This window comes from Pseudorhodoplanes sp. (assembly GCF_035565795.1).
Classification (GTDB): Bacteria; Pseudomonadota; Alphaproteobacteria; order Rhizobiales; family Xanthobacteraceae; genus Pseudorhodoplanes.
This window is the reverse complement of record NZ_DATMRV010000095.1, coordinates 1-11,811: the sequence shown is the minus strand read 5'-3', so window position 1 is coordinate 11,811 and position 11,811 is coordinate 1. Positions and strand designations below refer to the sequence as shown.

The window sequence follows — 11,811 nt, the reverse complement described above, 5'->3', positions numbered from 1 at the left end:
CGGCCTGCAGATGCGAGACGAGAAGCTTCGGAGCGTCGCTCATGCGGCGCCCCCGGCATGAGCGGCGGCAAATTTGGAACCGAGATAGGCTTCGACCACTTTCGGATCCCGCAGCACGGCGTTGGGCTCGCCATCCGCGATAAGCTGCCCGTGATGCAACACGGCGATGCGCTGCGAAATCGACATCACGACTTTCATGAGATGTTCGATCACAATGATGGTGACGCCGCGTTCTGCGATCTTGCGGATCATCGCAAGCGCATCGTCGATTTCGGAAGGGTTGAGCCCGGCATTGACTTCGTCCAGCATCAGAAGCCGCGGTTTCATCGCGAGCCCCTTGGCGAGTTCCAGCCGCTTGCGCTGCGCAAGCGTCAACGTCGCTGCGGATTGATTCGCCGAGGCGATGAGGCCTGTGAATTGCAGGTGATCGCGGGCCTGCGCATGCGCGTCGGCCAGGCTGTGGGCATTGCCCGCGAACAGTGCGCCGGCCGCGACATTTTCGAGGACCGTCATCTTCGGGAACGGCTGCACGATCTGGAAGGTGCGGGCGAGCCCGAGCCGCGCAATCTGATGCGGCCGCATGCGCGTGATGTCGCGTCCGTCAAAGAATACCCGTCCGGCCGTGGCGGGATGAACCGCTGTGATCAGATTGATCAGCGTGGTCTTTCCGGCGCCGTTCGGTCCGATCAGTCCGAGCACCTGGCCCTGGTCGACCGAGAGAGTGACGTCGTTGACGGCGTTCAATCCGCCGAACATCCGCGAGACATTCTTGAGTTCGAGCTGGGCTGTCACGCTTTGGCTCCGCGGCGCATCAGCTTTTCGCGAAGCAGCGACAGCAGCCCGTTCGGCAGGAACAGCACCAGTACGACGATGATGATCCCGAGCGCAGCCGCGTGGACGGTCAGGAAGTTTCGCCAGACCACTTCCTCGAAGACCAGCAGAACGATTGCGCCGACGATGGGACCGAAGATCGTGCCGATCCCGCCGAGCAGCACCATCACCAGAGGCTTCACCGCGAGCAGCACGTCGAATACGTCCGGGGGCTCGATGTAGTTCACCCACGAGGCATAGATCGCGCCGGCAATGCCGACATAGACAGCGGACAGCATGAAAGCGGTCGTCTTGTAGGCGTAGGCATTGACGCCGAGGATGTTGGCTGCATCTTCGTTCTGCTGAATGCAGCGCAGCCCGAATCCAAGCTTGCTGTTCTGGACGACGATGGCGGTGGCGGTCGCGATCACGGCGAGGGCGAGCATCACCAGAAAGAAGAACTGGGCCTGAGCATTCACCGACAGTTTCAGGATCGGGAGGTTGAGGCCCATGCCGCCGCCGGTCAGGTCCGGCGTCGTATTGACGATCTCGCGGAGCATTTCCGCGATGATCAGGCTCGCGATCGCGAAATAATGACCGCGCAAATGCAGAATCGCGCCGCCGATGAGTCCGGCAAATACGATGGCCGCGACACCGGCAAGGCCCCACGCGCCTACCATCGGTACGCCTTGGTTCTGCAGCACGCCGGATGCGTAGGCCCCTAATCCGAAGAAGGCGGCGGTCGCGAATGACGGATAGCCGGTCATCCCGCCGATGAAATTCCAGGACTGCGCCAGCGTCGCGTACATGCAGACAATCGTTGCGAGCCGCAGAATGTAATTGTTGCCGCTCAGCGCCAGCGTCGCGAGGACAAGCGTCCCCGCCGCGAGGATCAGCCAGTTCCTCATTCGTAGCCTCGCTTGCCGAGCAGGCCGCTGGGACGGACGAACAGCAGGATCAGGAGCAGCGCGAACGAGATCGTGACCGCGTGTTCCGGCCCGAACCAGAACGAGCCGAAGCTCTCGACAATGCCGAGCACGAGACCGCCGATCAGCGCGCCGGGAACGCTGCCAAGTCCCCCAAGTACGCAGACGACGAATGCCTTGCCCAGAAACAGCGAGGAGTTGAGCGGCGAAATCGGATAGACGATGCTGAGAAGCGCGCCGGCCGCGCCCGCCATCAGCGCTCCGATGCCGAAGGTGACGGCATTCACGCGGGCGACATCGACGCCCATCAGCGCAGCGGCATCGCGATCCATGCGCACGGCAACGATTGCGCGTCCGATGCGGGTATCGCGAAGCAGCCAGTACAGCAGCAGCGTGAGCAGCACAGCGAGCGCCATCGCGGCGACCCGGTCACCGGGGAGGAAGATCGGACCGATTTCGAAAGACCCCAGCGGATGCGCCAGGTTGATTTTGCGGTAATCGGCGGTGAAGCCGACCAGCATGGCATTGTTGAGAACGAGATCGAGCCCGAAGGTCAGCGTCAGGGTGATGAGGACGGGCGCGGTAATCACCCGGTTCACCAGGCTCCTCTGGATGGCGTAGCCGAGGACGTACAGAGCCCCGCCTGCGATGATCACGGACACGAAGGGATGAATGCCGCCGTAATTGTAGGCGAACAGCGCGACGTACGAGCCCAGCACGATGAAAGTGCCGTGCAGGATGTTGATGACGTTCAGGACGCCCCAGACCAGCGAAAAGCCGACCGCGATGCAGGCATAAAGGCCGCCCAGCACAAGGCCGTTCGCCAGGATTTGCGCGTAAATCATGGTCGGCTATCCGAACCCTATCGCTCAGAGAGCAGGGAGGACGCGGCAACCCGTGCCGCCGCGTCCGTCATCGCGATTACTTTCCGCTGAAGCGGAATTCGCTCTGCTTGATGGATGCCGGATGGATCACCACCGGCTTGCCGCCCTGGATCTGGAACACCGGCGGTTCGAGCGAGGTGATCTGTCCGGTCGGGCCGAACTTCGCCTTTCCGTAGAAGGTTTCGGTATCCATGGCCGCGAGGGCATCGCGCACCTTCTTCGGATCGATCGAGTTAGCCTGTTCGATCGCGAGCTGAAGGATTGCGCCAGCCGCTGCGGCCGAGGCTTCGGCATAGTCCGCCTCGCCCTTGTATTTGGCATCCCAGGCCTTGTTGAACGCTTCGGTCGACCCGAAGACGTCCTTGCCGTTGTAGCGAACGGCCGGGTGCCACCAGGCGGCGCTCGATACGTTCTCGGCGAGCGGACCTGCGGCATCGATGAACTCGCGATAGGCGGGGCCAGCGATCATGGTCACGGTCGTCGGGCGCAAGCCGAGATCGTTCATCTGCTTGCGGATCAGGATCAGGTCGTTGATGTAGCCGGTGGCGAACACCCAGTCTGGACGCGCGGCGCGCATCTGCGTGATGGCTGCGGCGTGGTCGAGCGCGCCGATGGCATAGCGCTCGAAGGCCACGACCTCGAGGCCACGGCTCTTGGCGGACTTTTCCATCTCCTGGGCAATCGCCAGCGGGAACAGATCGTTCCGCGCAAGGATGGCGACGCGTTTCACGTCCTTGTTCTTGCTGGTCACGATGTTGGCCAGCGGCTCGGTCAGGGTCTGGTTCGGCGTGAAGGTGCCAAACAGATACTTGTAACCCTGGTCATAGACCTGTTCCGAGGATGCGGTCGCGGCGATGGTGGGAATGCCGTATTTCTCCGAGACGCCCGAGGCGGCCTTGGCCGCGCCCGATCCGAACGGCGAGAACAGGAAATTGACCTTGTCTTCGGTGATCAGCCGTTCCGCGGACTGCACGGCGCGCGGCGTGTTGGATGCGTAGTCGACGTAGACAATCTCGACCTTGTAGGTCTTGCCGCCTGCCTTGATGCCGCCCTTCGCATTGGCGGTTTCGGCCCAAAGATTGTAGCCGCGCTGCTGCTTGATGCCTTCGGGTGAAAGCGGTCCGGTCAGCGGCAGAGGCGCGCCGATCTTGATCACGTCCTGGGCCTGCGCGGCCGATCCGATCAGGGCGGTACTCAGAACGGCAAGGGCGGCGGCGAGGGAGCGGCGGTGTCTTGTCATGATTGGCATTCCTCCAGAGCGGCGGCGCGGCGAGACCATGAGCTCGCACCGGAGTTTGCGAAGCCGGCAAGCGTCCGACAAGCGCAAAGAATCGGCCGTTGCGTTCTCGTTTTGGCAACGGTTTGAGCAGGGCCTGTTGCAAGGACTGGCCGCCCGGATGTCGAGCTGCATTGAATTCGGATCGGAGGTCTGTTCGTATATGGAGAACAGTTATCCAGGGCGGCCAATGTCGCAGTCTCCGTCACGATATTTTCTGGAGGTGGTGCGTTGCGGCTCGATCCGCGTTGCAAGCGCGCGTCTGAATGTTGCGCCATCCGCGCTGAGCCGGCAGATCCAGAACCTGGAGACAGAACTCGGTGTCCCGCTGTTCGAACGGCGGCCCCGCGGCATGGCGCTGACGGCGGCCGGGGAGGTTTATGCGCGCTACGCCCAGGCGGTCGCGCTCGAGTCCGAACGCATGCGAGCCGACCTCGAGGAACTGCGCGGGCTGCGGCGGGGCGTCATCCGGATCGCGACCGTCGAAGGGGTCGTGGCCGACAGCATCACCAGCGTCATCGCCGCCTTCCGTGCGCGACATCCCGGCATCCGTTTCAACCTTGTCACGCTCGGGACCGATCACGTGGTGGCGGCTGTGCGCGACAACAGGGTCGATATCGGTGTTTCCTTTCACGCGCAGCCGGATGCCGCCGTGCGGTTCGTGCGGCGCTTCCGCGACCCGCTGATGGCGCTTGTGCATCCGGATAATCCGCTCGCGACGCGCCGCAAGGTCGCGCTGCGGGAAACGCTGTCGATGCCGATTGCAGTGCCCGAAAGCGGCTTCGGCATCAGGCGGTTGATCGACGAGCAATGCCGCCGGATCGGTGAATCGCTCGTTCCTGCACTCGAAACAAACTCGATCGAGGCCTTGCGCGGTTTTGCGCGTTCCGGCGCAGGCGTCACCTTCCTGCCCGGAAATTCGTTCCAGCGTGAGCTGCGTCAGGGTGAAGTGGTCGCAATCCCGCTCGCGGATCGCGTCCTGAACCAATGCTCGATGGATTTCGGGGTGCTTGCGGGGCGATACCTACCGACGACGATATCGCAGTTTTTGGCGGCGCTTGACCTTGAGTTCGGTGCGGCGCGAGATGGGTCGAAACGCCAGAAGGCATCCTGAGACCACTGCACCAGTGTCCGGAACAACCCGCGGCTGGACAAGTTTCGCATAGACGAACGCCGGCCACGGCGTGCAACATGACGCGGAACCGATCGCCGTGGCGCACGTATGTGAGTGGCGCGATGACCAGACAGCCCGAGAGTTCGTCGCTACCAGCCCCCTGTGACGATGACCGGCCGGCCGAAGCGCAGGCCCCGGACCCGCTCCGTGCGGCATCGCGTGCCGCCGCGCCATTTCTCTGGCCGCTTCATGTCGCCAGCGCGATGAGCGAGTCTGCCGCCACTGCGCTTGGGTGGTATTCGGCCATTTTCTCTGGTGCGATGGAATCGGCGCTCCCAGTGCCCGAACCGGGCTGGACCACGCGCAATCGCGTCGCCCTGACATTGCCAACCATGCGTCTGCGCGACTTCTCCAGCGGCAGCGATGGGGTGCCCGCACTCATTTGCGCTCCCTACGCGCTGCACGGCGCGACCATTGCGGACTTCGCACGCGGACACAGCATCGTAGAAGCGCTGCAGACCGCGGGGCTTTCGCGGATCGCGATCACCGATTGGCTGTCCGCCGAACCGCATATGCGAGAATTCTCGATCGATACCTATCTCGCGGACCTCAACGTCGCGGTCGATGAGATGGGGCGTCCGGTCGACCTGATCGGCCTTTGCCAGGGCGGGTGGATGGCGCTGGCCTATGCCGCGCGCTTTCCGCAAAAGGTGCGGCGCCTCGTTCTGATCGGCGCTCCCGTCGACGTGCGCGCAGCGCCGTCTCCGCTGATGCAGTCGGTGGATGAATTGCCGCTCAGTGCATTCGAGAACCTCGTTCGCCTGGGTGAGGGTCGTGTCCTGGGCCCCTATGCATTGAAGCTGTGGGGCTCCGGGGCAGCGATCAGCGATCCTGCGCAGGTTCTGCAGCTATCGTCCGGCAGATCCGAAAGGTATGCGTTGGCGCAGCGTCTTGCGGCCTGGCACGCGTGGACGCTCGATTTGCCGGGCGTTTATTACCTGCAGGTCGTGCGTCAGGTGTTCAAGGAAAACCAGATCGCGGAAGGCCGCTTTGTAGCGCTCGGACGCGCCATCGACCTTCGGCAGGTCCACGTGCCGATGTATCTGCTGGCGGGGCGCGAGGATCAGATCGTCGCTCCCGAACAGCTCTTCGCCGCCGCTCGTGTCACCGCCACGCCGGCTGGATTGATCGAGAAGGAGACCGCGTCGTGTGGTCATCTCGGCTTGTTCCTGGGTGCTGAGACCATCGCGGGTCCCTGGCGGCGGATTGCGCAATGGCTGTCACGCGACCTCCGCATGGCGCTCGCGTCCTGAAGCTGCGCTGGGTGCGCTGCTGCCAGCGTCGCAACGCAACACGTACCCCGTCGCTCCGTTCGATCTCCGCATGCGCTTGAGGCTTGCATCATCGTCCTCGAACGGGTGACGATACGCTATTCAAATCGACCATTGGTGCGCTCTGCCTGGTCGAGCGCGAAAGAACATTGCATGAGTGGTCAGCCATCCGGTCTGCGGCGCCTCACCCAGTCGCGGCATGCGGTCGTGGCGGCGCTCGGGATCACGCAGATCCTCGGTTACGGAACGACCTTTTATCTTCTCGCCGTACTTGCTCTGCCGATGTCGAAGGATACCGGCTGGCCGCTGGACCGGATCGCGATCGGCCTGTCGATCGGGCTCCTGGTCGGCGCGCTCGCTGCGCCTGCAATCGGGCGTGCGATCGATCGTCACGGCGGCAGGGTCGTTCTGATCACTGGATCGCTTTGCATGGCGCTTGGCCTCGCAGGCGTCGGCCTTTCAACGCACCTGCCCCTGTACTGGCTGGCCTGGGCTGTCATCGGGCTTGGAATGGCGGCCGCACTTTATGAAGCGGCGTTCTCGGCACTTGGCGGCTGGTATCGCGAGGAGGCGCGCGGTCCGATCACGGCGATCACGCTTTGGGGCGGCTTCGCCTCGACGGTGTGCTGGCCGGCGGCTGCCTATCTTGTCGGCGCAGTGGGATGGCGCTGGACGTGCCTTGTATTCGCGGCGTGTCACGTCGTAATCGCCTTGCCGTTGCACGCCGGGATCATGCCGCGACGCATAAATTCCGGCGCAACGTCGCAAATGAAGCACGAAGCTCGCGCAACGCCGATCCCGCTTGCGTTGTTCGTCATGATCGCCGCGGGAATGGCGCTCGCATCGGTGATCGTGACCGTCATCTCCGTCCATCTGATTCCGGTCCTGCAGGACAATGGATTCACTGTGGCGGCCGCTGTTTCGATCGGAGCGCTGATTGGGCCGAGCCAGGTCGCCGGCCGGTTCGGTGAACTTCTTTTCGGACGCCGCTTGCATCCACTGTGGTCCGCGCTCGCCGCCGCAATCATGATGGTCGCGGGTGTTGTGATCCTGACCCACAACGTCCAGCTCGCTGCCGTCGCGATCGTCGTTTACGCGATGGGGGCCGGCGTCAGTTATGTTGTGCGGGGAACCTTGCCGCTCGCATTGTTTGGCGCTGACGGATACGCGACAATCATGGGCCGCCTCGTGGCGCCAAGCCTGATCGCGCAGGCCGTGGCGCCCTGGATCGCGGCGCTCATTCTGGAGCGGTGGGGCAGCCCCGCTCTTCTCTATGCCCTCGTTGTGCTGACCCTGCTGAATGTTGCGGCGATCGGTGGCGTTGCGCTGTCACGCCGCAATCCCAATGGTTGACGAGCGTCCGCTACCTCAGCGCGGTTCGATATCGACCTGCTTGGGCGCTGTCTGCCATGCCCTGAGGTCGGACTTGATCCGTCGACGACACCACACCCGTCGCGATCGGTATAGGAGTAGCCGACTGTTTCGCTGCCTGATTATCGCCTTTTCACGGATGAATTCTGAAGCGGAGTTGGTGCTCTGGAGCGAGCTGGGGGCGTCATGGGGGCTTCACAAAGGTTGACAGGTTCCGCGGCAGCGCTTGCATGCGCTGTGAGCGCGGCGACGCCGCAAGTCGCACAAGCCCGCGAGGTCGTCAGCCTCAATGGCAATTATTCGGCGGGCACCGTGGTGGTCCGGACCAGTGCGCGATCGCTGTATTACGTGCTCGGCGGCGGCAAGGCCGTGCGCTACCCGGTTGGCGTGGGACGAGCCGGAAAGCAGTGGAGCGGTACGACATTCATCAATAACAAGATGCTGCGGCCTGCATGGGTGCCGCCGGCTGTTGTGAGGCGCGATAAGCCCGACTTGCCGTCCGTGGTCCCGGCCGGCGCGCCAAACAATCCGGTGGGTGCAGCGGTCTTGTTCCTCGCTGGCGGCGAACGCGCCATCCACGGCACCAACAATCCGGGATCGATCGGCGGCGCCGTGTCGTATGGCTGCATCCGGATGTTCAACGCCGACGTGCTCGATCTCTATGACCGCGTGAAATTCGGAACGCCGGTGATTGTTACGCGGTAAGCGCGAGGCGGGTCGCATGAAGCATCTTGTGAAGGCAGCTTCTGTCGCTGCTCTGTTGCTAGCTGTAGTCAGTCCTGCAACGGCGAGGCCGGTAAAAGCGAGCTGCGCGTACCTGCAACAGCTCGCGCAGGCACATGCCAATGACATGGCGCGAAGGGAAAGCCTGGACCATGCCGGCTTTCAGCGGCGCGCGATGCTGGGCGCGAGGGCTGAAAACGTCGCGATGGGCCATGCCAGCCGGGAGCGAACGCTGCAGCAATGGCGTGCGTCGCCGCGCCATGCGTCCAATATGCGCCTTCCTGGCTGCAAGGCGATTGCCCATGCCGTCTCGCGAACCGGCCGGCACTATTGGGCCATGGTGATCGGCCACTAGAGCTAGGAATTGCGAGCGTTCTTTGCTGCGCGGAGGCTAACCGTCACTGAAATTCGGACGGCTGCGATCTGGGGCTTCTGACGACGCGTTCCCGCGTTTGCCCGTTTGCTGGAGATGCGATCGTCACGTCTGCAATCAGCGTGCTGCCGTTTCTTCTGATGGTGAGCTGAACGGAGCGGCCGACGGGCGTCAGGCCGATCTTGTTGCGCAATTGTGCGCCGCTGCGGACAGGCGTGCCGTCGGCGCGGACGACGATATCTCCCGGTCGTAAGCCGGCTGCTTCCGCAGCGGAACCGGGAGACACCTCGGCAATTCTTGCGCCCTCGGTGGCTCCGTCGTTAAGGTCGCCGACCGACACGCCGATACGGCCGCGCTGCACGCGCCCCGTCCGTACAATCTGATCCATCACCAGCCGCGCCATATTGATCGGCACTGCGAAACCAATGCCGACATTGCCGCCGCCCGGCGAAATGATGGCGGTATTGATGCCGATCAGCTCGCCCTTGAGATTGATAAGCGCTCCGCCGGAATTGCCCGGATTGATCGGTGCATCGGTCTGGATGAAATCTTCGTAGCCTTGCTTGCCCAGCCCGGTGCGACCGAGCGCGCTGACAAGACCGGAGGTCACCGTTTGTCCGAGGCCGAAGGGATTGCCCACTGCGATGACGAAGTCGCCAACTTCAAGTCGATCGCTGTCTCCCATGGGAAGCGCCTTGAGACTACCGTCGTTTTGTATCTGCAGCACCGCGATGTCGGTCGCTGGGTCCCGTCCAACGAGTCTTGCGCTGAATTTACGCCCGTTCTTGGTCGTGACCAGCGCCGTGGAGACTTGCGCGACGACATGGTTGGCGGTGAGGACATAGCCCCGTTGACTGTCCACGATGACGCCGGAGCCCGCGGCTCTCACTTCCTTTTCGACGTGCCGCGGCACATCGAAAAACTCGCGAAAAAGCGGATCGTTATAAAGCGGGTTATCCTGTCTGACCTTGCCGGAGACAGAAATGTTGACGACCGCCGGCGTTACCTCACGCACCAATGGTGCGAGAGTTGGAATTCGGCTGCCGGAAATATCCAGGACTTGTGTCTGGCCTTGGGCGACAAGCCCAAGCCAGCTGGCGCACAACGCAAGGCAAAAACAAAGAGAAGAGCGCACGTCCATCAGTGTCGCCGTTCGCAATGTTCAGTCAGCTCTGGAGCCTCGATCTGTCCTCGGCCTGCGGCCGATAAATAGAATCGGGACGATCATTTGCAAGGCGGAAAATAGACAATTTTTGGACAGGCGCGATCGAGCGCCGGAGGCGTGCGTGGCCGAGCACATCATGCGGTTCCCGTCGACAGAACCGGGCGCACGGTTTCACGAGTTCGGTCTCCGGCAATTGACGGAGAGGCTTTCATGCGGCCGTGATTACTGCCGCGTGAAAGGAACCCCAATAGCGGCCGGCATCCGCGCCGACCGGCCGATCCCGGCGAGCAGCGCCAGCGCCACGATATAGGGGATCATCTGGATCACATAGGATGAGACCGGAAGGCCCCAGCCATGCACGCGCAATTCGAGCGCCGCAACTGCTCCGAACAGAAGGCAGCCGAACAGCGCGCCGAACGGCGTCCAGCGTCCGACGATAATGGCGGCCAGCGCGATGAACCCGCGGCCGTTGGTCATGCCGTCTGTGAAGGTGCCGACCTCCTGCAATGACAGCACGGCGCCACCAAGGCCCGCAAACGCACCGCCGACAACGATGGCGGCCATGCGGACCAGCACCGGATTGGTGCCGACCGCGAAGGCCGCTTCCGGATTTTCACCGACCGCGCGCAGCATCAGTCCGCTGCGCGTTTTCGCGAGATACAGGTAGACGGCGATTGTCAGCGCGAGCGCGACATAGACCAGCGCCGGTTGACGAAACAGGATCGGTCCGAGCAGGGGAATATCGGAGAGATACGGCACCGGCCACGGGCCAAGCGTCGGCAGGCGGATCACCGGCGCGCGGCCGCCGAACAGCCCGCGCAGCAGGAAGCTGGTTAGTCCAAGTGCGAGGATATTGACGGCGAGGCCCGTCACCATCTGGTCGGCGCGGAACTTCGTCGTGGCGACGGCGACGATGGCAGCGAGCAGCGCGCCACTCCCGGCGGCAACAACGAGCCCCAGCAAGGGGTTTGCGGTGGTCAGCACCGCGATGGCGCCGCCAAAGGCGCCGGCCAGCATCATGCCTTCAATGCCGACCGCGAAGGTGCCCGCGCGTTCGGAGATCAGACCGCCGAGTGCGCAGAACAGCAATGGGGTCGCGATGCGGACAGTGGCGGCAACGATCTCGATCAGGCTGGCAGCGTCCATGCTCACACCTTCTGTCCCCGCGCGCCGAGGCCGATGGCACAGAGAACGAAGACCATGGTCAGCCCCTGGATCACGAAAACCAGCGAGGAGGGCACACCGACCTCGCGCTGCATTGCGAGCGCACCAGCTTCAAGAAATCCGAAGAAGAGGCCGGCGGGCAGCACCGCAATAGGATTGACGGACGCGATCAGCGCCACCGCCACCGCATTAAAGCCGAACCCGGCGGAAAAGCCCTCGATCAGCCGGTAATGCACGCCGAGCACCTCGATGCCGCCCGCAAATCCTGCCAGCGCGCCGGCGAGCGCCATCACTCCAAAGATGCAACGCGTCGTGGAGATGCCGACATAGTTGGCGGCTTGTGGACTTGCGCCCATGACGCGCAGGCGAAAGCCGAAGGTGGTGCGCCAGAGCAGAATGTGGCCGGCGATCACGGCGGCGATTGCGAACAGGATTCCGATATGCAGGTCGGTGTCGGGCAGCAGCTTCGGCAGCCAGGCCGCACGTTCGAACATGGGCGATTGCGGGAAGCCGGCGCCGGGTTCGCCCATATCGCCATGCAAGGCCTCCGCGACCAGCAGCACGCCGACGAAATTCAAAAGCAATGTGCACAGAACCTCGTTCACGCCGCGCTTGAGCCGGATGATCGCGGCGATCGCAGCCCAGGCGGCGCCGCAGAGCGCGCCGGCCACGAG

At 63.4% G+C, this 11,811-nt stretch carries 12 protein-coding genes; 5 read left to right on the top strand and 7 right to left on the bottom strand.

The genetic code is table 11. The features are described 5' to 3' along the window. Positions 1–39: 39 nt before the first annotated feature. The 4 genes from VNZ93_RS09390 to VNZ93_RS09375 all read right to left on the bottom strand — a co-directional run bounded on the left by VNZ93_RS09390 (position 40) and on the right by VNZ93_RS09375 (position 3,860). Complete coding sequence (locus VNZ93_RS09390) at positions 40–792, bottom strand: ABC transporter ATP-binding protein (protein ID WP_325703393.1); 753 nt, start codon at positions 790–792, stop codon at positions 40–42. After that, positions 789–1,718 carry a branched-chain amino acid ABC transporter permease gene (locus tag VNZ93_RS09385; RefSeq protein WP_325703390.1) on the bottom strand — a complete coding sequence of 310 codons (930 nt, stop codon included), beginning with the start codon at positions 1,716–1,718 and terminating at the stop codon, positions 789–791. The genes VNZ93_RS09390 and VNZ93_RS09385 overlap by 4 nt, the downstream gene beginning before the upstream one ends. After that, the gene (locus tag VNZ93_RS09380) at positions 1,715–2,581 is read right to left on the bottom strand and encodes a branched-chain amino acid ABC transporter permease (RefSeq protein WP_325703388.1); all 867 of its coding nucleotides are present in this window, start codon (positions 2,579–2,581) and stop codon (positions 1,715–1,717) included. Before VNZ93_RS09380 ends, VNZ93_RS09385 begins: the two co-directional genes overlap by 4 nt. A 76-nt stretch (positions 2,582–2,657) precedes the next feature. Then, positions 2,658–3,860 carry an amino acid ABC transporter substrate-binding protein gene (locus VNZ93_RS09375; RefSeq protein ID WP_325703386.1) on the bottom strand — a complete coding sequence of 401 codons (1,203 nt, stop codon included), beginning with the start codon at positions 3,858–3,860 and terminating at the stop codon, positions 2,658–2,660. Between the two features lie 226 nt (positions 3,861–4,086). Between VNZ93_RS09375 and VNZ93_RS09370 the strand changes: the two genes are divergently transcribed. The 5 genes from VNZ93_RS09370 (at position 4,087) to VNZ93_RS09350 (ending at position 8,790) form a co-directional block, all read left to right on the top strand. Next, entirely contained in the window at positions 4,087–5,010 is a 924-nt protein-coding gene (locus VNZ93_RS09370; protein ID WP_325703383.1) for a LysR family transcriptional regulator, read from the top strand. A gap of 122 nt (positions 5,011–5,132) precedes the next feature. Continuing rightward, complete coding sequence (locus VNZ93_RS09365) at positions 5,133–6,323, top strand: alpha/beta fold hydrolase (protein ID WP_325703380.1); 1,191 nt, start codon at positions 5,133–5,135, stop codon at positions 6,321–6,323. Between the two features lie 171 nt (positions 6,324–6,494). Further along, positions 6,495–7,694, top strand: coding sequence for an MFS transporter (locus tag VNZ93_RS09360; protein WP_325703377.1), 1,200 nt, complete (start codon positions 6,495–6,497; stop codon positions 7,692–7,694). Between the two features lie 204 nt (positions 7,695–7,898). Continuing rightward, a complete protein-coding gene (locus VNZ93_RS09355; RefSeq protein ID WP_414710031.1) occupies positions 7,899–8,417 on the top strand; it encodes a L,D-transpeptidase in 519 nt (172 codons plus the stop codon). 16 nt (positions 8,418–8,433) lie between these two features. Next, positions 8,434–8,790, top strand: coding sequence for a CAP domain-containing protein (locus VNZ93_RS09350; protein WP_325703371.1), 357 nt, complete (start codon positions 8,434–8,436; stop codon positions 8,788–8,790). A 43-nt stretch (positions 8,791–8,833) separates the two neighbouring features. On the opposite strand, the gene VNZ93_RS09345 is transcribed toward VNZ93_RS09350, so the two are convergent. The 3 genes from VNZ93_RS09345 to VNZ93_RS09335 form a co-directional block, all read right to left on the bottom strand. Further along, on the bottom strand, positions 8,834–9,949 hold the full coding sequence (locus VNZ93_RS09345) for a trypsin-like peptidase domain-containing protein (RefSeq protein WP_325703368.1): 1,116 nt from the start codon (positions 9,947–9,949) through the stop codon (positions 8,834–8,836). A gap of 246 nt (positions 9,950–10,195) precedes the next feature. Next, positions 10,196–11,119, bottom strand: a complete 924-nt coding sequence (locus VNZ93_RS09340; RefSeq protein ID WP_325703366.1) for an ABC transporter permease — start codon at positions 11,117–11,119, stop codon at positions 10,196–10,198. A 2-nt stretch (positions 11,120–11,121) separates the two neighbouring features. Beyond that, a partial coding sequence (locus tag VNZ93_RS09335) for an ABC transporter permease (RefSeq protein ID WP_414710029.1) occupies positions 11,122–11,811 on the bottom strand: 690 nt, incomplete at its 5' end.

Bases quoted from the DNA above. Each gene is read 5' to 3' on its own strand.
- VNZ93_RS09385 (WP_325703390.1), bottom strand. From the start codon at position 1,718: ATGAGGAACTGGCTGATCCTCGCGGCGGGGACGCTTGTCCTCGCGACG.
- VNZ93_RS09380 (WP_325703388.1), bottom strand. From the start codon at position 2,581: ATGATTTACGCGCAAATCCTGGCGAACGGCCTTGTGCTGGGCGGCCTT.
- VNZ93_RS09375 (WP_325703386.1), bottom strand. From the start codon at position 3,860: ATGACAAGACACCGCCGCTCCCTCGCCGCCGCCCTTGCCGTTCTGAGT.
- VNZ93_RS09370 (WP_325703383.1), top strand. From the start codon at position 4,087: ATGTCGCAGTCTCCGTCACGATATTTTCTGGAGGTGGTGCGTTGCGGC.
- VNZ93_RS09365 (WP_325703380.1), top strand. From the start codon at position 5,133: ATGACCAGACAGCCCGAGAGTTCGTCGCTACCAGCCCCCTGTGACGAT.
- VNZ93_RS09360 (WP_325703377.1), top strand. From the start codon at position 6,495: ATGAGTGGTCAGCCATCCGGTCTGCGGCGCCTCACCCAGTCGCGGCAT.
- VNZ93_RS09355 (WP_414710031.1), top strand. From the start codon at position 7,899: ATGGGGGCTTCACAAAGGTTGACAGGTTCCGCGGCAGCGCTTGCATGC.
- VNZ93_RS09350 (WP_325703371.1), top strand. From the start codon at position 8,434: ATGAAGCATCTTGTGAAGGCAGCTTCTGTCGCTGCTCTGTTGCTAGCT.
- VNZ93_RS09345 (WP_325703368.1), bottom strand. From the start codon at position 9,949: ATGGACGTGCGCTCTTCTCTTTGTTTTTGCCTTGCGTTGTGCGCCAGC.
- VNZ93_RS09340 (WP_325703366.1), bottom strand. From the start codon at position 11,119: ATGGACGCTGCCAGCCTGATCGAGATCGTTGCCGCCACTGTCCGCATC.